This window comes from Vibrio neptunius, from assembly GCA_019339365.1.
GTDB classification, from domain to species: domain Bacteria; phylum Pseudomonadota; class Gammaproteobacteria; order Enterobacterales; family Vibrionaceae; genus Vibrio; species Vibrio neptunius.
On record CP079859.1, the window covers coordinates 850,014 to 868,628 of the forward strand.

An 18,615-nucleotide genomic window follows, 5' to 3' on the forward strand; every position below is an offset into this window, starting at 1 on the left:
GAATTTAGACCACAGGCTTTCAAATTAGTTGTTTAAGAAGAACGGGCGACCGTAACCTAAAGAGCTATTAGCCGTATCAGATCCTGTCACGCCGGAGTCAGAGCCGATAGAAGTGCCGAATCCAATAATACCGAAATTAAAGCTGAAGTTGTTTTCATATATAGGCTGTACGGGATCAGACAGTAAACCACTGCGCAGTTGATTGCTGTACGAGAAGCCGATATACCAGCAATCTGATCTGTAACTTAGGTTGGTTAGCCATTCCAAATCTTCTTTGGTTGTTAGGTCATAGAAATATTGGGCACTTGCATACCACTTTCTGGTTAGTTGATAACCTGCAATTAAGCCTGCCTGAGAAATGCCATCTTTGGTTAGGCTATCTAGAGGCAGGCTGTCTCCTACGGTACTGTCAAGATAACTACGTGTAACGTAGCGATAGTTACCTTGAATGAATCCTCCGGAGAATCGATATTCAAGTGTGCTATTACCAAGCTGAACTTCACTGGTGTCTATATCATATTGGATACCACCATGATAGAAGAGGTAGTCGTCATAGTTGAAGTCCATTTCGACCGCCCATGCAGAGTAATCGGATTTGTTATCTTGATTGGAGATATTGGAATTTTTAGTATCTTTGTCCAAGTAGAAGATTTGTCCGAATGAGATATTCAGGCGTTCTTTATATTGTTCATCAAAAAAGCGAGTGGAAGCGCCATAACTAAACTGGTTAGCTGCGGCAATTCTGTCTACGCCACTGTACTTACGGCTGCGGAACAAACCATAGTAATCGGTTTGAAGGAGCGTCGTATCATAGAGATAAATTTCACTTTGATCTTCTTCAGGCACATACAAATATTGGATCTGAGGTTCCAATGTTTGAGTGTAGCTATCGAACAGAACGGTATCTCTCTCTAAAACGACACCTGCATGGGTCCGAAACTCTGGAATGACTCGTGAGGTTGACTCTTTTAAGTTGTAGCCTTGGCTACTAAAATCACTCAGGTTGAGTCCCCCTAAATCTTGCTGATAGTAGGTCCCTAAAACTCGAGCTTCTGTGGTCCAAGTTCCCCAAGTAGTGCCAACAGGTATTTTTATACCAGGCTCAACATGCACTCGCGTTGCAGACGGTTTAGCGGGATCATCAGTATCAAATTGAGACACATGGCTGATCACATCGAAATCGAGATAGCGCATTAACTCCGGAGAATAATAGTTAAACTCGACTTGAGGTAACAGTCGGTATGGCGTGTTACTGCTGGTGGTTAATACTTGAAAATCTCTAGTTAAAACGGCGGCATCCCATGTTAAAGAACGATAAGTAGCTCTGGCTTCTTGTAGAAGCTGACCATCGGATTGATTGCCTAGGCTTGAGTCAATATTGGAAAAATAGCTAATATCACTGACTTTCGAGTAATCAATTTCAAATTTCCAATTCTCTTGGAAAATACCGCTGTGTTGCCACTGAAATCCCCAACGGTCACCTTGCTCTGGGTACTTTTGATCATCAGGTAAATACTCAGATTTGAGCGTACTATAGCCGAGGTCTGAGAGGTATCTAAATTCGCTGTTGAGCTGGGTGCCTCGCTCCTGCATATACTTTAGAGTGGTCTCTAAGTCGTAGTTTGGTGCCAAGTTCCAGTAAATCGGCACCTGCATTTCAAAGCCATCACTAGAACCGTAGGAAACGGTTGGATATAAGAAACCAGTTTTACGCGTATCACCAATGGGGACGGTCAGAAATGGTAGGTAAAAAACAGGGACGTTTAGTATTTCAAACCGAGGGTTATAGAAGGTGGCTTCCTCTTCGTTTTGATCGATATCGATGCTCGAAGCCTTCATTCGCCAAGATTTGTCACCTTCTGGACAAGAAGTGATCGTGCCATCCTCTATCTCATAGACAGCTTTGCCTGTTTTGGATACATAGACAGCTTCACCGCGACCAGGCTCACACAAGAATTTATAGTTGGTATTCTCTAATGTCACTTGTTCAGTATTCAGATGATTTACGGCTTTGTCCGAGATCGTTTTTAACTCGCCATCGCTGAATGTCACGTTACCCTCAGCGACGACAATATTATCTTGCTGATGAAGAGTGACATTGTCCGCTTTCATGCGTTTTTTGCCTTGTACAACGGTTACGTTACCACTATAGGTCGATTTATCACCATTGATCGCTTCTAAGCTATCGGCTTCAACGTTAATTGGCAGTTGTTTTGCGTTTTCAGGCTCCTCTTCATTGACCAAGCATTGATCAATAAGGTCTAATGTTTGGCGTTCGCCAATGAACGGCATTTCTTGTGACGTGTCCAGAGGGATGTCTTCAGCCTGAGCCTGAGGCATAAGAAAAGCGGCACTAATTGAAGTGGCTAACAAGGTGCGAGGAAAACGTGACATCGAGTTTTACTATCCTGTTTAACTTGATATATCCGGTGAATAGGTGACCGAATGTAAAATAAAACGGTCCCTATAATAAAGGAATTTATAGCTTACGGCACTATCAGACCGCTTTATGAAGAAAAAATTCAGAGATTGAGAACACATAATGCATATTTTCGGCAAAATACTTGGCACTTTTTTTGGTTTCCTCATGGGAGGACCGTTTGGTGCGATATTCGGCCTTTTTTTAGGTCATCAGTTCGATAAAGCACGCAGATTGCGCCAAGCTGGTTTTAACCCTGGCTTCGGTGGTGGCCCCAGCCAAACTGAACGTCAAGAAGAATTTTTTAAAGCTGGTTTCGCCGTGATGGGGCATGTAGCGAAAGCTAAAGGACAAGTTACTCGTGAAGAAATTCAGTTAGCGACCACCATGATGGAACGGATGAATTTGCATGGTGAGCTGCGACGCGCTGCACAAAATGCATTTCGTGAGGGTAAGGAAGCCGACTTTCCGTTGGAAACTGTGTTGGAGAGAGTTCGAATTTCTGCTGGGGAGCGATTTGATCTGATGCAGTTCTTCTTAGAATTGCAGATATCGGCAGCGTTTGCTGATGGAGATATTCACCCTAGTGAACGTAGTGTTCTGCATAAAGTGGCAAAAGGGTTGGGTTTCTCTTCCGATCAGCTTGAGCAGCGCTTACGCATGCAGGAAGCGGCATTCCGCTTTCAGCAAGGCGGTTTTGGAGGACATTCAAATAATGGTCACTCTCATCAATACGGACGAGGGCAGCAAGCATCGACTGCCGATCAGCTTAGTGACGCGTACAAGCTTTTAGGTGTTGACAGCAATGCCGATACGAAAACACTTAAACGTGCATACCGTAAACTGATGAATGAACATCATCCAGATAAACTGATGGCTAAAGGTCTTCCGCCAGAAATGATGAATGTAGCCAAAGAGAAGGCACAAGAAATCCAAAGTGCCTATGATCTGATCAAAAAAACTAAAGGCTTCTAAAAGTAGTTAAGCCGAGCAAATAAATAGCCTGATGTGTTTTATCATCAGGCTTTTTACTTCCTATAGTTCAATCAACAGTGATGTGACAATTGGACCTGCTTGGGGCCATCATCGACTATATGCTCTTGCAAATTCATATAGGATACTGCCTGCTCATATCACGGACACGATTAAACTTTAATGAATCTGAATGATTAATAAGTATTAATTAAGGGACTTATGCGCGTCTCGAGATTGTAATGTTCTCTCCTTTTGCACACATGCAAAACGGTCCTCCTTTTTATTCAAACAATACGGTTGAGCTAAGTCGTACAACTCAGTAGCTAGCATAGGAAGCTATTGAAATGAGTGAACATTTATTATCAAAACCGCAGTTTCTGATGGCTCTTGTAGCCGTCACTGCATTAATGACTGCCAGTGAAGTGTATTCTTCTGAACAACAAACAGTGAGTGTGACGGGTGACTATTACGCATTTGGGTTAACTTCCAGTGAAACGCTTTCAGGAAAAGAGGGTACTGCAGCCGCTGGCATCGCTAGGGTAACCATTGATTGGTGGGCTTATCAAGATGAAACTGACCTAGATAAAGGGTCATTAAGATTGAGGGTCGATCATAAACATGATTATACCGAGGATGCTCCTTCTCAGTTTGTTATGGGGAATATCGGTGGTTTTGGCTTAATACAGCCCGCTTTTAGTGATATTGGTTCAAGACTTACCAATCTGTACTGGAAGCATGAGTTTAATGCACAAGATACAGAAATGATGGTCGGTTTTTTAGATAGCACGGACTACATTGACACTTACGCGCTTGGCAATCCCTACTCCGGCTTTTCTAATATCCAGTTCAGTACGGGCTCGGGCTCTATTGCTATTCCTGATGAATCGACATTCGGGGTTTCTGTTCGGCACATGATGTCCGAAAATTTTTATGGCTATTTAAGCTTCTCTGATGCGAAAGCAGACTCGACCGAGCCGTTTGATGGGGTTGAAAATTTTTTTCGCGAAAACCAATATTTTAAATCGCTGGAAATCGGGTGGGTACCTAGCAAAGATGCATTTTATATGCAGAACTCTCACCTGACGATTTGGCATAGTGACGGGCCTAAGGCTCAGCCTAGTGAGAACTATGGGGCTAATTGGTCGACCATTTATAAAATGGGCAGTTGGGTGCCTTTCTTCAGAGCCGGTGTCGCAAAAGGGCCAGAAGCACTCTATAAGTCGTCTGTTGTTGCTGGAACTGGTTATCTCGGGTTAGGACCCGGAACACTTGGTGTTGCGGTCGGCTGGGCAAAACCTAATGCTCCGTTTGATGATACGTTCAACTCTGAACTTTATTATCAAATGAATTTTGGCCCTGTATCGATAGCCCCCAACGCTCAATATCTTAGCCGCCTTCCTTTCAACTCTCAGGTAGATAGTGCTTGGGTATTTGGTATCCGAGGGAGCATAAAAGTGAGTATTTAGGCGTTTGTTTAACGCCCAGCCACTCAACGAAAACTGAAGGGCACGCTCATCGTTATGTGACGTTTTTAAGGTTTTTGTAGCCAAATGGAGATCACACATTATGACGGTTATTAGAGTAGACAGGCGCGCACTGAACGGAGAGGGATCAATTTACCTCTTTAACCAGCTTTCCACTAGAATGCGTTAAGTGTTACTGGGCTAAAGTTAGGCTGTTAAAAATAGGGATTCTTGATTCTAGTAGGATAGACCTGTTTTGGGTTTGCTATACGGTCCTGATAAAAGCAAAAGGCCTGAGAAGCGAAATCGCTCTCAGGCCTTTCTTGTTCTTTACCGAACGAAAGTGGTGGCCCCTCGCAGACTTGAACTGCGGACCAATCGATTATGAGTCGACTGCTCTAACCACTGAGCTAAGGGGCCGTTAGGACAGGAATTATAGGGGAAGCCGACTAGGCTGTCTAGACACTTAATAGGGTAAATGCGTTTAGTTTTTATCCATTTAAATCATTTAGATATAAAAAAGGCGAGCGCTTGCTCGCCTTTTAATCAAATTGATGGGTTATTCATCCAAGAAACTGCGTAGCGTCTCTGAACGGCTTGGATGGCGCAGCTTACGCAATGCCTTCGCTTCAATTTGACGAATACGCTCGCGAGTAACGTCGAACTGCTTACCTACTTCTTCAAGAGTGTGGTCGGTGTTCATGTCGATACCAAAGCGCATACGCAGTACTTTCGCTTCACGAGGTGTTAAACCTGCAAGAACATCTTTAGTAGCGACTTTAAGACTGCCTGATGTTGCGGAGTCTAGTGGTAGCTCTAGAGTTGTATCCTCGATGAAATCACCTAAGTGCGAATCTTCGTCATCACCGATAGGCGTTTCCATCGAGATTGGCTCTTTAGCGATTTTCAGTACTTTACGGATTTTATCTTCCGGCATTTGCATACGCTCTGCCAGCTCTTCCGGCAGTGGCTCACGCCCCATCTCTTGCAGCATTTGACGAGAGATACGGTTGAGCTTGTTGATCGTCTCGATCATGTGCACTGGTATACGAATAGTACGAGCTTGGTCTGCAATCGAACGAGTAATTGCCTGACGGATCCACCAAGTTGCGTAAGTCGAGAACTTGTAACCACGTCTGTACTCAAATTTATCAACGGCTTTCATTAGGCCGATGTTACCTTCTTGGATCAGGTCCAAGAACTGTAGACCACGGTTGGTGTATTTCTTCGCGATAGAAATAACCAGACGCAAGTTTGCTTCAACCATCTCTTTCTTCGCACGGCGAGCTTTTGCTTCACCGATAGACATACGACGGCTGATGTCTTTGATATTTTGAACTGTGAGTGATGTTTCTTCTTCGATGATCTTTAATTTTGAGATCGAACGACGAATATCTTCTTCACTGCGACGAATCTTTTCTGCATATGGCTTATCGGAAGATAAAATTTCATCCAACCACGCTTCGCTTGATTCGTTGCCTGTGAAAAGAGTAATGAAAGACTTCTTAGGCATCTTGCCATACTCAACGGACGCTTTCATGATCAGGCGTTCTTGAGTACGTACACGCTCCATTGAGGTGCGCAGCTCTTCAACAAGGTAGTCAAACTGTTTAGGCGTTAGACGGAATTCTTTGAAGACGTCGATGACCATTTCATGAGCAAGTGTCGCTTTCGGGCTCTCGTTTCCATATTCGTTACAAGCAAGCTGGTAATTTTGGAAAGTGTTACGTAAAGCTGTGAACTTCTCTAGAGCAAGCTCAGGATCGATCCCTGTATCTTCCTCTTCTTCATCGTCTTCTGACTCTTCTGCGTCTTCTTCCTCGGCATCTTCGTCTTCAAGGTCTGCTTCTGCAAGTTCAGAACCGATATGCGTAGCCGTTGGTGCCGTTGTTTCATCTGCGTCCGGATCGACGAAGCCCGTGATAAGGTCGGTTAGGCGAAGTTCTTCCGCCTGTACCTTATCAAACTGCTCAAGAATATAAGGGATAGTTCCTGGATACTCAGCAACAGCGTTTTGAACTTGGTTGATACCATCTTCAATACGCTTTGCAATATCGATCTCACCTTCGCGAGTCAGCAGTTCTACGGTGCCCATTTCGCGCATGTACATACGCACAGGGTCAGTGGTGCGGCCGATTTCATTTTCTACGCTTGAAAGCGCAGCAGCAGCGGCTTCAGCTGCGTCTTCATCGGTGATTGTATCGTCATCGTTCAGTGCAAGATCATCAGCATCCGGAGCAGTTTCTACTACTCGAATACCCATGTCGTTGATCATCTGAATGATATCTTCGACCTGCTCGGAATCTACGATTTCTGCTGGCAGGTGGTCATTTACTTCTGCGTAGGTCAGATAGCCTTGTTCCTTGCCTTTAATGACAAGTTGTTTTAGCTGTGACTGCGGATTTTGATCCATAGACGGTATCCAACTTAGTATCTGGTGAAGGAATTAGTATGCGAGTGCAAACCACACATATTAACAAATTAATTTGTTGCTGACTATCCGAACAGGGTTACGCTTTTAAATCTAGCATTAGTGCTAGCAGCTCCCTTCTTTCTTCGGTTGATAAACCGACACTTCTTTCTTTGGCCTGCAGATTTTCAATTTGTTTTTCGACACACTGAGCCAATATTTTGTCCAGTGAGTCTAAAAATATATCTTGTTCATTATCTTCGTCGAGTGGGATTTCCCATCCGGCTAAACGAGACATTAGAGCTTCATGGCTCTTATCTCTCCAGTGTTCAATTAACTGGCCTGTGTTTACATTGGGGTGCTGGTGACAATATTCAAGCACCTCGATGAATAAACTTAATCCTGGGACTGGTAAGTCTCTCACACTTGCCAAGTCAGGTACCATTTGAGCATAGCTCGGATTCTGAATAAGCAAAGCGATAACCTCACGCATAGGAGTTCGCTTGAGTTCCTTATGCGGCTGAGGCCTAGTTTCAGTGTTGCTTGTTATTAGAGAGTTCAAAAACTTTTGCAGCTGAAAATCGCTCCAACCAGTTCCTAGTGTTAACTCTTTCCACAAGTACGCTTGTAAAGTAGGGTCTGTTGTTTTGTTTAACAGTGGTGCCGCGTTAGTAGCAACATATGATCCCCAGCGTTTAGGATCTGTATCAGGAGCGTCTTTTTTTATTTCGCTAAGTAAAAAGTCGATTAATGAGTCAGCATTATCGATTTCTGCCTCAAGAGCCTCTTTGCCAAACTTCCGCACGAAACTGTCTGGGTCTTCACCATCGGGCAAGAACAGTACCTTTAGGATTTTGTTGGCATTTAGGAAGGCCAAAGCATTTTCCATAGCACGCCTAGCTGCTTCACGGCCAGCACGGTCACCGTCATAGCAACATACTATCGTATTTGTCTGGCGAAATAGCTGACGAATATGATCGTCAGTAGTAGATGTGCCAAGAGAAGCGACCGCGTAGTCAATACCATACTGTGCTAGTGCCACCACATCCATATAGCCTTCAACCACCAATACTCTAGGTGGTTCCCGATAGGCCTGCATGACCTCATACAAGCCATATAGCTCTTTGCCCTTATGAAATATCGGTGTTTCTGGTGAGTTAAGGTACTTTGGCGTTCCATCCCCAAGGACACGTCCCCCAAAACCAATTACTCGACCGCGCCGGTCGCGGATCGGGAACATTACCCGGCCGCGAAAGCGGTCATAGCGGTTGCCTTTGTCGTTCTCAATCAGCATACCACCTGAAACCAGCATATCTTGAGCTTGTTTCTGCTGGCCAAAGTTTTTACGGATGAGATCCCATTCATCGGCAACATAGCCAATACCAAATTTCTGAACGATTTCCCCAGATAAACCACGCTCTTTGAGGTAGTCAATCGCGACCTTACTGGTAGAAAGTTTGAGCTGGTCTCGATAGAACTGCGCAATCCCAGTCATTAAATCGTAGAGATTACGTTTTTGTTCGGTATCTACTTGAGGCTGATTGGCAGGAAAGCGGCCACCCTGACGCTGCTCTCTTGGGACATCAATCCCAAGGTAAGAGGCAAGTTCTTCAATGGCTTCCGGGAACTCAAGGCGCTCGTACTCCATCATGAAGTCGATGGCATTGCCGTGTGCCCCACAGCCGAAACAGTGATAAAACTGCTTTTCTTGGCTGACGCTAAAAGAAGGCGTTTTTTCGTTGTGGAAAGGGCAGCATGCGCCGTAGTTTTTGCCTTTTTTCTTAAGTTTTACCCGAGCGTCAATGATATCGACGATATCCAGTCGAGCCAGTAGGTCATCAATGAAACTGCGGGGGATGTGTCCTGCCATAAAACCTAACAAAGAAAGAAAAGACTAATCTAGATACAAACAAGCCGTGCGTTCCAGAGGATAGCACGGCTTGTTGCAATTTGGGTTGGGTAATTAACCAAGTTTAGCGCGAACTAAACCACTTACTTTACCCATATCTGCACGCCCTTGAATTTGAGGCTTAAGCACGCCCATTACTTTACCCATGTCTTGCATGCCCGCTGCACCTGAATCAGAAATAGCACTTTCAACAAGTGCAGCCACTTCTTCATCCGTTAGCGGTTGAGGCATGAAGTCCTCAAGTACAGCAATCTCAGCTTGCTCAGCGTCAGCAAGGTCTTGACGACCTGCTGATTCGAATTGAGCGACAGAGTCACGACGTTGTTTAACCATTTTCGTCAGTACAGCGAGAATATCGTCGTCGCCCAGAGTAATCTGTTCGTCAACTTCACGTTGTTTAATGGCGGAAAGAGCTAAACGAATAGTACCAAGACGCAACTTGTCCTTGGCTTTCATCGCTAATTTTTGCTCTTCTTTGAGAGTATCAATCAGAGCCATAACTATAATCCTTTTGGACTTAGTTATTAGTACAGGCGAACGCGACGAGCGTTTTCGCGAGCTAGCTTCTTAGCGTGACGCTTTTGAGCCGCTGCTTTAGCGCGTTTGCGAACTGTAGTTGGCTTTTCGTAGTGCTCACGACGACGCACTTCAGAAAGGATACCTGCTTTTTCGCAAGAGCGTTTGAAACGACGTAGAGCAACGTCGAACGGTTCGTTTTCACGTACTTTAACTACTGGCATATGCCTTTCACCTCAGGGGTTATTCGTTAATGCTGACTTCACAGTACCGAGCTCAAATGCTGGGTCTACAATCAGCTTGATCAAAAATGGTGCGGAATTTTAATCCGATCGCATAGGCTTTGTAAAGCCCTTTTCCGTCTATTCAGTATACAAAATTTGTTTGCGAAGCCAAGCCGAGGTAAGATTGCGTCAATTTTGAATCTGAGATTAAGACACCTAGGTTAAACCATGCGCATTATTGGTATTGAAACCTCATGTGATGAAACAGGCATCGCGATTTATGACGATGAGAAGGGCCTTCTTTCTCATAAGCTATACAGTCAGGTTAAGCTCCATGCCGATTATGGTGGTGTGGTTCCTGAGCTTGCTTCACGAGATCATGTAAAGAAAACGATCCCATTAATCAAAGCTGCAATGGCCGAAGCGAACCTGACGCCAAAGGATATTGATGGGGTTGCTTATACTGCAGGTCCAGGCTTGGTTGGGGCGTTACTTGTCGGAGCAACTATCGGTCGTAGCTTGGCGTATGCGTGGGGTGTGCCTGCTGTGCCTGTCCATCATATGGAAGGTCACCTCCTTGCCCCTATGTTGGAAGATAATCCTCCACCTTTTCCATTCGTTGCGGTATTGGTGTCTGGTGGGCATTCCATGATGGTTGAAGTAAACGGCATTGGTGAATATAAGATTCTTGGTGAATCGATCGATGATGCCGCTGGTGAAGCATTTGATAAAACAGCTAAGCTGATGGGGTTGGATTACCCAGGCGGCCCACTGCTTTCTAAGTTGGCCGAAAAAGGTACGCCAGGGCGCTTTAAATTTCCTCGTCCAATGACAGATAGACCTGGCTTAGATATGAGTTTTTCTGGGCTGAAAACATTCACGGCTAACACCATTGCTGCGAACGGTGACGATGAGCAAACTCGTGCTGATATTGCTCTGGCGTTTGAAGAAGCGGTGTGTGCTACATTAACGATAAAATGTAAGCGAGCGCTAGAGCAAACGGGCTTTAAGCGTATTGTAATTGCGGGTGGTGTGAGTGCTAACCGCCGCTTACGCTCAGACTTGGAGCAGCTAGCAAAGAAAGTGGGTGGTGAGGTTTATTACCCTCGTACCGAGTTTTGTACTGATAATGGTGCGATGATCGCTTACGCAGGTATGCAACGTTTGAAGAACGGTGAGCTGGCTGATTTATCCGTTCAGGCAACGCCACGTTGGCCTATCGATCAGCTTGAACCCATCGCATAAATGACTTGCTGCAATAAGGCCGCTCTTGAGAGTCGGCCTTTTTTCTTTCTTCTGGAGTAAAACTGAAAACATCCGAGGTGTTAATTTTGTCATTAATGATACTCTTAAGTTTTATAAATAATATCAATGGAAAAAACTGTGAATAAATTTGCTGTAGATGGCCATCAAATGGCGTATCAGGATGTTGGCCAAGGCCCAGTTATCGTTTTGGGTCACAGCTATTTGTGGGACAGCAAAATGTGGGCGCCTCAAATTGAAGTCTTAAGTCAAAATTATCGCTGCATAGTGCCGGATTTTTGGGCGCATGGTCAGTCTGAGTTTGCCCCGGATTCAACTCACTCACTGGTGGATTATGCTCAGCAAATTATAGCGTTAATGGACCATCTAGAAGTTGAGCAGTTTTCGATTATCGGGCTTTCTGTGGGGGGATGTGGGGCAGTGAAGTGGTAAATCTGGCGTCTGAGCGTGTCAAATCTTTGGTTATGATGGATACGTTCGTTGGTTTAGAGCCGGAAGTGACCCACAAGAAATACTTTACTATGTTGGAAACGATTTCGGCCGCACAAATGGTTCCAGAGCCTATCATTGATATTGTGACCCCGATGTTTTTTGCGCGAAATGCAGAGCAAGAGTCACCTGATTTAGTGGCTGGGTTTCGAGAGAAGTTATCTAATCTGAAAGGTCAGCAAGCTGCCGAAGTCGCACGTATGGGTCGAATGGTGTTTGGTCGTCGAGATCAGATCGAAGATATTGAGAAGTTCACGTTACCTGTACTGATCGCTGTGGGGCAAGAAGATATTCCTCGTCCGGTACTGGAATCGTATTTGATGAACGATTGTATTACCGGTTCTGAGCTGATTCAGGTACCAAAAGCTGGTCACATTGCCAACCTAGAGCAGCCGGAATTTGTTACCGCAATGCTGCAGAACTTCCTTTCCAAGGTATACAGCTAGACAATAACAAGGCCTCATCAGGAGGCCTTATTGATTCCTTTATTTTTCTCGCCGACTTTAGGTTCTGTTCCCTCAAATAAGCGTCTGATATTTTGGTGGTGCCTGAACACAATCAGACAACATAGCATGGCGACGGGTAATGTGTATTGAGGTTTGATCATCCACGTATATAAAGGTGCTAATAGTACCGTGACGATGGCAGCCAGAGATGAGTAACGGAAAATCAGTACTACCAACAGCCATGTTGCAATGATCATTGCTGTCAAGTCGAGTCCTATTGGGGCTATGGCGCCTAAGGCAGTCGCAACGCCTTTACCACCTTTAAAATGAAAGAAGATCGGATACATATGGCCTAAACAGGCTGCGATGGCAATTACACCAAGAATGATAGGGTCAATATTCAGGAAGTAGCCACCCCAGACGGGAATAGTCCCTTTGAGCATATCGCACAGCAGCACTGCCGCTGCTGCCTTTTTACCTCCAATTCTTAACACGTTGGTCGCGCCTGGGTTGTGAGAGCCTACTCCTCGAGGGTCAGGAAACCTGAGTATGCGACAGATCAAAACAGCACTTGAGATCGAGCCCAGTAGATAGGCAAGGATGATCATGACAAGTGCTAGTGGCGTCATAGTAAAGTCACTCGTTATAAAGAGATGTTAGCTAGGCAAGTAATTGATATCATATCGCGCTTAGAATACTCAAACTACCAACTGCGTGGCGTTTGAGATAAAAATAGTACGACTTTTTACCTGATTTGGGTATCCGACCTCTAAAGGAAGCAAAGCGCATGGATAAAGTATTTATCGAGCAGTTAGAAGTGATCACCACTATCGGCGTTTACGATTGGGAACAGGAAATCAAACAAAAGCTGGTTTTGGATATTGAAATGGCTCATGACAATCAACTAGCAGGTAAAAGTGATGATGTGGCTGATGCCTTGGACTATGCGCAAGTCAGTTCTGCGGTGTTATCTCATATTGAATCTGGCCGTTTTTTACTTGTCGAGCGTGTGGCTGAAGAAGTGGCGCAACTGATCATGACGCAATTCAGTGTGCCATGGGTCAAGATTCGCCTAACCAAACCTGGTGCTGTACCACAAGCTGCTGGTGTTGGAGTTATCATTGAACGAGGCGTGGCATGAACACCACATACATTGGAGTAGGATCCAATGTAGAAAGACGTAAACACATTAAAGCCGCAATTGATGAGTTGTCTGCTTTGGGTCAGAATCTTAGACTGTCCACGATTTATGAGTGTGAAGCGGTTGGGTTTGAAGGGGATACTTTCTATAACCTTGTCGTAGAAATGAAAACGCCGTTAAGTTTAACGGAATTTTCACGACAACTGCGTCATATTGAGCTCAAATGGGGTAGGGAAGAAGACGCCCAAAAGTTTCAGCCGCGGACTATCGATCTCGATATCATTTTATTTGATCAGAGTATCTCTGAGCGTTCGCCGGAGCTTCCTCGGAGCGATATCTACAAATACGGTTTTGTGATTGAGCCACTTAATGAGCTGTGTGCTGAACTTTGTGTGCCAGGTGATGGTCGAACCATACGCCAAATCTGGCTTGAATCGTCTTATCCGGAAACCTTAAACAAAGTCGACCTCTGGTTTGATTACCAAACATAATTGAGTATCTAATGAGTTATTTTGAAGCGTTTATTCTGGCCTTAATACAAGGTCTTACCGAGTTCTTGCCTATTTCCAGCTCGGCGCACTTAATCTTGCCTTCAGCAGTATTAGGCTGGGAAGATCAAGGTTTAGCGTTCGATGTGGCCGTACATGTTGGTACATTAGCAGCCGTCATGATCTATTTTCGTAGTGAAGTTGTGTCGTTACTGTCGGCCTTTTTTGCGTCTATTTTTAAAGGTGATCGTAGTAAAGAAGCAAAACTGGCGTGGATGATCATTCTAGCAACTATTCCTGCGTGTGTGTTTGGTTTGCTAATGAAAGACTTTATAGAATTGTATCTACGCAGTGCTTGGGTGATAGCGACCACCACGATCGTGTTTGGTTTATTGCTGTGGTATGTCGATAAATATTCGAGTCTTGATGATGATGAATATCAGGCGGATTGGAAAAAAGCCTTGTTTATTGGTGTTGCTCAGGCACTAGCCATGATTCCTGGCACTTCGCGTTCTGGCGCGACGATCACGGCAGCCTTGTACCTAGGTTTTACCCGAGAAGCGGCGGCAAGATTTTCCTTCTTAATGTCTATTCCTATTATTCTATTGGCTGGTAGTTATTTAGGTCTGAAACTAGTAAGCAGTGGCGACCCTATTCATTTGGGCGTGTTGCTGACCGGGATCGTAACCTCGTTTATCAGCGCCTACGTATGTATTCATTTCTTCCTGAAATTGATCTCTAGAATGGGGATGACACCTTTCGTGATTTACCGATTGATCCTCGGCTTCGGTTTGTTTGCATTTTTACTCATGCAGTAGGCACAGTCATCAATAACTTTGTAAAGACCACATTCTTCAATCTCGCTTGAAAAGAGACATTATGATATATATGTGGTCTTTCTATATCTCTCATTCTTAGAATATTTTATGCGAATTTTTGCCCTAACTTTACTCTTGTTATTAGGCTGGCTGCAGTACACCTTGTGGTTGGGCAAAAATGGCATCTCTGAGTTTCAGTCGGTCAAAGCTGAAATTGAAGTTCAGCATCAGGTCAATGGCAACCTGCAGAACCGAAACGATGAAATGTTCGCTGAAATTGATGACCTTCGCCAAGGACTAGACGCAATCGAAGAGCGCGCTCGTCACGAACTGGGAATGGTAAAAGAAGGTGAGACGTTTTACCGCATTGTCGGAGATGACAACTGAGCATGACGCAAGTAAACCCTTCCATTGTAGCGATAGTCCCTGCGGCTGGTGTTGGCAGCCGCATGCAGGCAGACCGCCCAAAGCAGTACCTTTCTATTAACGATAAAGCCGTCCTTGAGCATACCGTCGAGAAACTACTGCAACACCCAAAGATAGACAAAGTCATCGTATCGATTACCAAAGGTGATCCATATTTTCCGCTGCTGTCTATTGCCCAACACCCGCAAGTGGTAAAAGTGGATGGAGGACGGGAGCGAGCAGATTCCGTCTTGTCTGGGCTTAAGTTTGTTTGTGACCATCAGCTTGCCGCTTGGGTGATGGTGCATGATGCCGCTAGGCCATGTGTAAAACAGCAAGATTTAGATAAGCTTATTGAGGTGTCATTAAAGCATGAGGTTGGAGGCATTCTTGCTTCGCCCGTCAGAGACACAATGAAAAGAGCAAACAGAGGTCAAAATATTGATCATACTGTAGATAGAGAAGCACTGTGGCACGCACTAACTCCACAAATGTTTAAAACTGAGCAATTGACCACGGCTTTGAGTGAGGCGCTTTTGAAAGGTATTACGATTACTGACGAAGCGTCCGCGATGGAGTGGTCTGGGCAATCTCCAGCCCTAGTACAGGGGGCGGCAGATAATATAAAAATTACTCAGCCCGAAGATTTAGCGCTCGCAGAGTTTTATCTTAATCGTAATAAAGGATAAATCATGATTCGTATTGGTCACGGCTTCGATGTTCACAAGTTTGGTGGTGAAGGCCCAGTAATTATAGGTGGTGTTTCTGTGCCGTATGAGCAGGGGCTGATCGCTCACTCAGATGGTGATGTTGCTCTGCATGCTCTATGTGATGCGCTACTCGGAGCCATTGCAGCGGGTGATATTGGTCGTCACTTCCCTGATACCGATGATGAATGGAAAGGGGCCAACAGTCGGGGTTTACTGCGCGACGTGTACCGCAGAGTGAAAGAACAAGGTTATATACTGGGAAATGCGGACGTCACCATTATGGCTCAAGCGCCCAAAATGGCCCCGCATATCACGGCGATGTGTGAAGTGATTGCGCAAGATCTTGAAACGGATATTGGCAATGTGAATGTCAAAGCGACAACAACTGAGCGCCTTGGTTTCACTGGCCGCAAAGAAGGTATCGCGACCGAAGCGGTCGTATTACTAATAAAACAACAATAAAAACTACGCCTAGCGACTATCGCTGAAAGGGGTAACGGTAACATTATGACTGACATTTTATCTTCACTTGCCTATTTGAATGGAAAACCTCAAGCAACGGGGAAGTTGAAAGCCCAGCCACAGCATTTTCAGGTTAACGAGGATCTTGGTTTTGCCTTTACTGGCGAAGGAGAGCATCTGATGGTGCGTATCCGTAAGACGGGAGAGAATACCAGCTTCGTTGCAAATGAGCTGGCTAAAGCCTGTGGCGTGAAATCGAAAGATGTCAGCTGGGCTGGTTTAAAAGATCGTCATGCTGTGACTGAGCAGTGGTTAAGTGTTCATCTGCCTAAAGGGGATACTCCTGATTTCACAGCGTTTCTTAGTCAACATCCAAGTATTGAGATTGTCGAAACCAGCCGCCACAACAAAAAATTACGTCCGGGTGACTTAATCGGTAACGATTTTATCATCACGTTGACTGAGGTAAGTGATGTCGAAGATGTCATTGTGCGACTGGAATCAATCCGCCAACACGGTGTTCCAAATTATTTTGGTAGTCAGCGTTTCGGGAACAACGGTAACAATCTCAATGAAGCAAGACGTTGGGGTCGTGAGAATGTGCGCACTCGAAATCAAAACAAAAGAAGTTTGTATCTTTCGGCAGCACGCTCGTGGATATTCAATAACATAGTGTCACAGCGTATTGAACAAGACGTGTTTAATCTGGCTGTAGAAGGTGATTGTATTCAGACATTGGAAGGTGTTGTCGTTGCAGAGTCGGGAGTGTTGGCAGAGCTTAATGAATCTGTTAAGCAAGGCGATGTTCAGATCACGGCAGCGATGGCGGGTGATAATGCTTTGCCTACTACAGATAAGGCGCTGGCTTTAGAACAACCTCATCTGGATGCGGAACCTGATTTGATGGCTCTGATCTGCGGAAATCGTATGCGCCACGACCGTCGCCCTGTAGCACTGAAGCCACAGGGTCTTTCTTGGAGTGTTGAACAGGACACGATAACACTGCGATTCTCTTTGGAGGCTGGCTGCTTCGCCACCGCAATCATTCGTGAATTAATTCAAGAGCAGGAAGTGGAGCGCAGCTACGAATGAGTGAGAAAGCGATGAAAATTCTTTTGAGCAATGATGATGGTGTACATGCTGAAGGGATCCGTGTTTTGGCTGAGGCATTGAGCGATCTTGCCGATATTACCATTGTTGCACCTGACCGAAATCGCTCTGGAGCATCAAACTCACTGACGTTGGAACAACCTCTACGCGTCAATGAGTTATCGGCAGGTAACTATTCTGTGCAGGGAACTCCAACCGATTGTGTGCATTTTGCGTTAAACGAACTAATGAAAGATGACCTGCCAGATTTAGTACTGTCTGGTATTAACCATGGTGCCAACCTAGGTGATGATGTGTTGTATTCAGGGACAGTAGCAGCGGCTATGGAAGGTCATTTTCTAGGAGTGCAGTCGATTGCTTTCTCATTGGTTGGGAATGCACATTTTACGACGGCCGCTCACATTGCTCGTCACCTTGTCGAACAGCACCTAGCATCACCGATCCCAACCAATCGACTTTTGAACGTCAATATTCCGGACGTGCCACTTGAAGACTTAAAAGAAATCAGAGTTACTCGTTTAGGTGCGCGTCATCACGCAGAAGCGATGCTCAAGCAGCAAGATCCTCGAGGTCATGATATTTATTGGCTAGGGCCTCCAGGTAAAGAGCAAGATGCTGGTGAAGGAACCGATTTTTATGCCATTGAGCAAGGCTATGTATCTCTGACCCCGCTACAAGTGGATCTCACGGCTCACGAGTCGTTGTTAAGTATGGGCAATTGGTTGAAGGACAAATAATCATGACGAATCCACATGCCGGCAGATTGATCGATTTTCTGGTCGCCAGCGGCATTCAGGATCAAAAAGTGCTTGAGGCAATTTACGCTTTGCCGAGAGAACGGTTTGTTTCTCAGGCTATGGTACATCAAGCGTATGATAATAATGCGTTACCTATTGGTCAGGGACAAACCATTTCTCAGCCTTACATTGTAGCCAAGATGACAGAAGCGCTTGAGCTTAGTCAAACCAGTAAAGTTCTGGAAGTGGGGACGGGGTCCGGTTACCAGACAGCTGTTTTGGCTCAGTTGGTAGGACACGTTTATTCCATAGAGCGTATAAAATCCCTCCAATGGGAGGCTAAGCGTCGGCTCAAACAGTTAGATATTTATAACGTGTCGACCAAGCACGGGGATGGTTGGCAAGGATGGGCAACAAAAGGACCTTTTGACGCTATTATTGTCACTGCGGCAGCCGCTTCTGTTCCTCCTGTATTGCTTGAGCAACTGACTGAAGGAGGGGTTCTAGTGATTCCTGTCGGTGAAGATGTTCAGCAGTTACTCAAGATCACTCGCCAAGGTGAAGCGTTCTTGTCCCAAATTATTGAAGATGTACGTTTTGTTCCCCTGATTGCTGGTGAACTTGCTTAAC

At 45.1% G+C, this 18,615-nt stretch carries 18 protein-coding genes, 1 tRNA gene and 1 pseudogene; 13 read left to right on the forward strand and 7 right to left on the reverse strand.

Annotated elements, in window-relative coordinates; genetic code table 11:
* Positions 1 to 24: 24 nt before the first annotated feature.
* Positions 25 to 2,394, reverse strand: a complete 2,370-nt coding sequence (gene lptD, locus KW548_04185) for an LPS assembly protein LptD (GenBank protein QXX07244.1) — start codon at positions 2,392 to 2,394, stop codon at positions 25 to 27.
* A gap of 148 nt (positions 2,395 to 2,542) precedes the next feature.
* On the opposite strand from lptD, the gene djlA reads away from it, so the two are divergent.
* On the forward strand, positions 2,543 to 3,394 hold the full coding sequence (gene djlA / locus KW548_04190) for a co-chaperone DjlA (GenBank protein QXX07245.1): 852 nt from the start codon (positions 2,543 to 2,545) through the stop codon (positions 3,392 to 3,394).
* Between the two features lie 344 nt (positions 3,395 to 3,738).
* Positions 3,739 to 4,860, forward strand: a complete 1,122-nt coding sequence (locus KW548_04195; GenBank protein ID QXX07246.1) for a carbohydrate porin — start codon at positions 3,739 to 3,741, stop codon at positions 4,858 to 4,860.
* Positions 4,861 to 5,201: 341 nt separating this feature from the next.
* Here the strand turns inward: KW548_04195 and KW548_04200 are convergent.
* From KW548_04200 to rpsU, 5 genes are all read right to left on the reverse strand, one after another.
* Positions 5,202 to 5,277: transfer RNA gene (locus KW548_04200), tRNA-Ile, on the reverse strand.
* A 139-nt stretch (positions 5,278 to 5,416) separates the two neighbouring features.
* Positions 5,417 to 7,270 (reverse strand): RNA polymerase sigma factor RpoD, encoded by a 1,854-nt coding sequence (gene rpoD, locus KW548_04205; protein ID QXX07247.1) that lies wholly within the window; start codon positions 7,268 to 7,270, stop codon positions 5,417 to 5,419.
* Between the two features lie 97 nt (positions 7,271 to 7,367).
* Entirely contained in the window at positions 7,368 to 9,137 is a 1,770-nt protein-coding gene (dnaG, locus tag KW548_04210; protein ID QXX07248.1) for a DNA primase, read from the reverse strand.
* Between the two features lie 93 nt (positions 9,138 to 9,230).
* On the reverse strand, positions 9,231 to 9,674 hold the full coding sequence (locus KW548_04215; protein ID QXX07249.1) for a GatB/YqeY domain-containing protein: 444 nt from the start codon (positions 9,672 to 9,674) through the stop codon (positions 9,231 to 9,233).
* A 26-nt stretch (positions 9,675 to 9,700) separates the two neighbouring features.
* Entirely contained in the window at positions 9,701 to 9,916 is a 216-nt protein-coding gene (gene rpsU, locus KW548_04220) for a 30S ribosomal protein S21 (GenBank protein QXX07250.1), read from the reverse strand.
* Between the two features lie 228 nt (positions 9,917 to 10,144).
* On the opposite strand from rpsU, the gene tsaD reads away from it, so the two are divergent.
* Both tsaD and KW548_04230 read left to right on the forward strand, forming a co-directional pair.
* Positions 10,145 to 11,161: a tRNA (adenosine(37)-N6)-threonylcarbamoyltransferase complex transferase subunit TsaD gene (gene tsaD / locus KW548_04225; protein QXX07251.1), complete on the forward strand. Its 1,017-nt coding sequence runs from the start codon at positions 10,145 to 10,147 to the stop codon at positions 11,159 to 11,161.
* 138 nt (positions 11,162 to 11,299) lie between these two features.
* Positions 11,300 to 12,114 (forward strand): annotated as a pseudogene (locus KW548_04230) (alpha/beta hydrolase).
* 17 nt (positions 12,115 to 12,131) lie between these two features.
* Here KW548_04230 and plsY read toward each other — a convergent pair.
* On the reverse strand, positions 12,132 to 12,743 hold the full coding sequence (plsY, locus tag KW548_04235; GenBank protein ID QXX07252.1) for a glycerol-3-phosphate 1-O-acyltransferase PlsY: 612 nt from the start codon (positions 12,741 to 12,743) through the stop codon (positions 12,132 to 12,134).
* 158 nt (positions 12,744 to 12,901) lie between these two features.
* Between plsY and folB the strand changes: the two genes are divergently transcribed.
* The 9 genes from folB (at position 12,902) to KW548_04280 (ending at position 18,614) form a co-directional block, all read left to right on the forward strand.
* Positions 12,902 to 13,255 (forward strand): bifunctional dihydroneopterin aldolase/7,8-dihydroneopterin epimerase, encoded by a 354-nt coding sequence (gene folB / locus KW548_04240; GenBank protein QXX07253.1) that lies wholly within the window; start codon positions 12,902 to 12,904, stop codon positions 13,253 to 13,255.
* On the forward strand, positions 13,252 to 13,746 hold the full coding sequence (folK, locus tag KW548_04245; GenBank protein ID QXX07254.1) for a 2-amino-4-hydroxy-6-hydroxymethyldihydropteridine diphosphokinase: 495 nt from the start codon (positions 13,252 to 13,254) through the stop codon (positions 13,744 to 13,746). The genes folB and folK overlap by 4 nt, the downstream gene beginning before the upstream one ends.
* 11 nt (positions 13,747 to 13,757) lie before the next feature.
* Positions 13,758 to 14,561 (forward strand): undecaprenyl-diphosphate phosphatase, encoded by an 804-nt coding sequence (locus KW548_04250; protein ID QXX07255.1) that lies wholly within the window; start codon positions 13,758 to 13,760, stop codon positions 14,559 to 14,561.
* Positions 14,562 to 14,669: 108 nt separating this feature from the next.
* Entirely contained in the window at positions 14,670 to 14,948 is a 279-nt protein-coding gene (ftsB, locus tag KW548_04255) for a cell division protein FtsB (protein QXX07256.1), read from the forward strand.
* A 2-nt stretch (positions 14,949 to 14,950) separates the two neighbouring features.
* Positions 14,951 to 15,655, forward strand: a complete 705-nt coding sequence (gene ispD, locus KW548_04260) for a 2-C-methyl-D-erythritol 4-phosphate cytidylyltransferase (GenBank protein QXX07257.1) — start codon at positions 14,951 to 14,953, stop codon at positions 15,653 to 15,655.
* A gap of 3 nt (positions 15,656 to 15,658) precedes the next feature.
* A complete protein-coding gene (ispF, locus tag KW548_04265) occupies positions 15,659 to 16,138 on the forward strand; it encodes a 2-C-methyl-D-erythritol 2,4-cyclodiphosphate synthase (GenBank protein QXX07258.1) in 480 nt (159 codons plus the stop codon).
* 45 nt (positions 16,139 to 16,183) lie between these two features.
* On the forward strand, positions 16,184 to 17,230 hold the full coding sequence (truD, locus tag KW548_04270) for a tRNA pseudouridine(13) synthase TruD (GenBank protein QXX07259.1): 1,047 nt from the start codon (positions 16,184 to 16,186) through the stop codon (positions 17,228 to 17,230).
* Positions 17,231 to 17,241: 11 nt separating this feature from the next.
* Positions 17,242 to 17,985: a 5'/3'-nucleotidase SurE gene (gene surE / locus KW548_04275; protein QXX07260.1), complete on the forward strand. Its 744-nt coding sequence runs from the start codon at positions 17,242 to 17,244 to the stop codon at positions 17,983 to 17,985.
* Between the two features lie 2 nt (positions 17,986 to 17,987).
* Positions 17,988 to 18,614, forward strand: coding sequence for a protein-L-isoaspartate(D-aspartate) O-methyltransferase (locus tag KW548_04280; protein ID QXX07261.1), 627 nt, complete (start codon positions 17,988 to 17,990; stop codon positions 18,612 to 18,614).
* The last annotated feature ends 1 nt before the right edge of the window (position 18,615 follow it).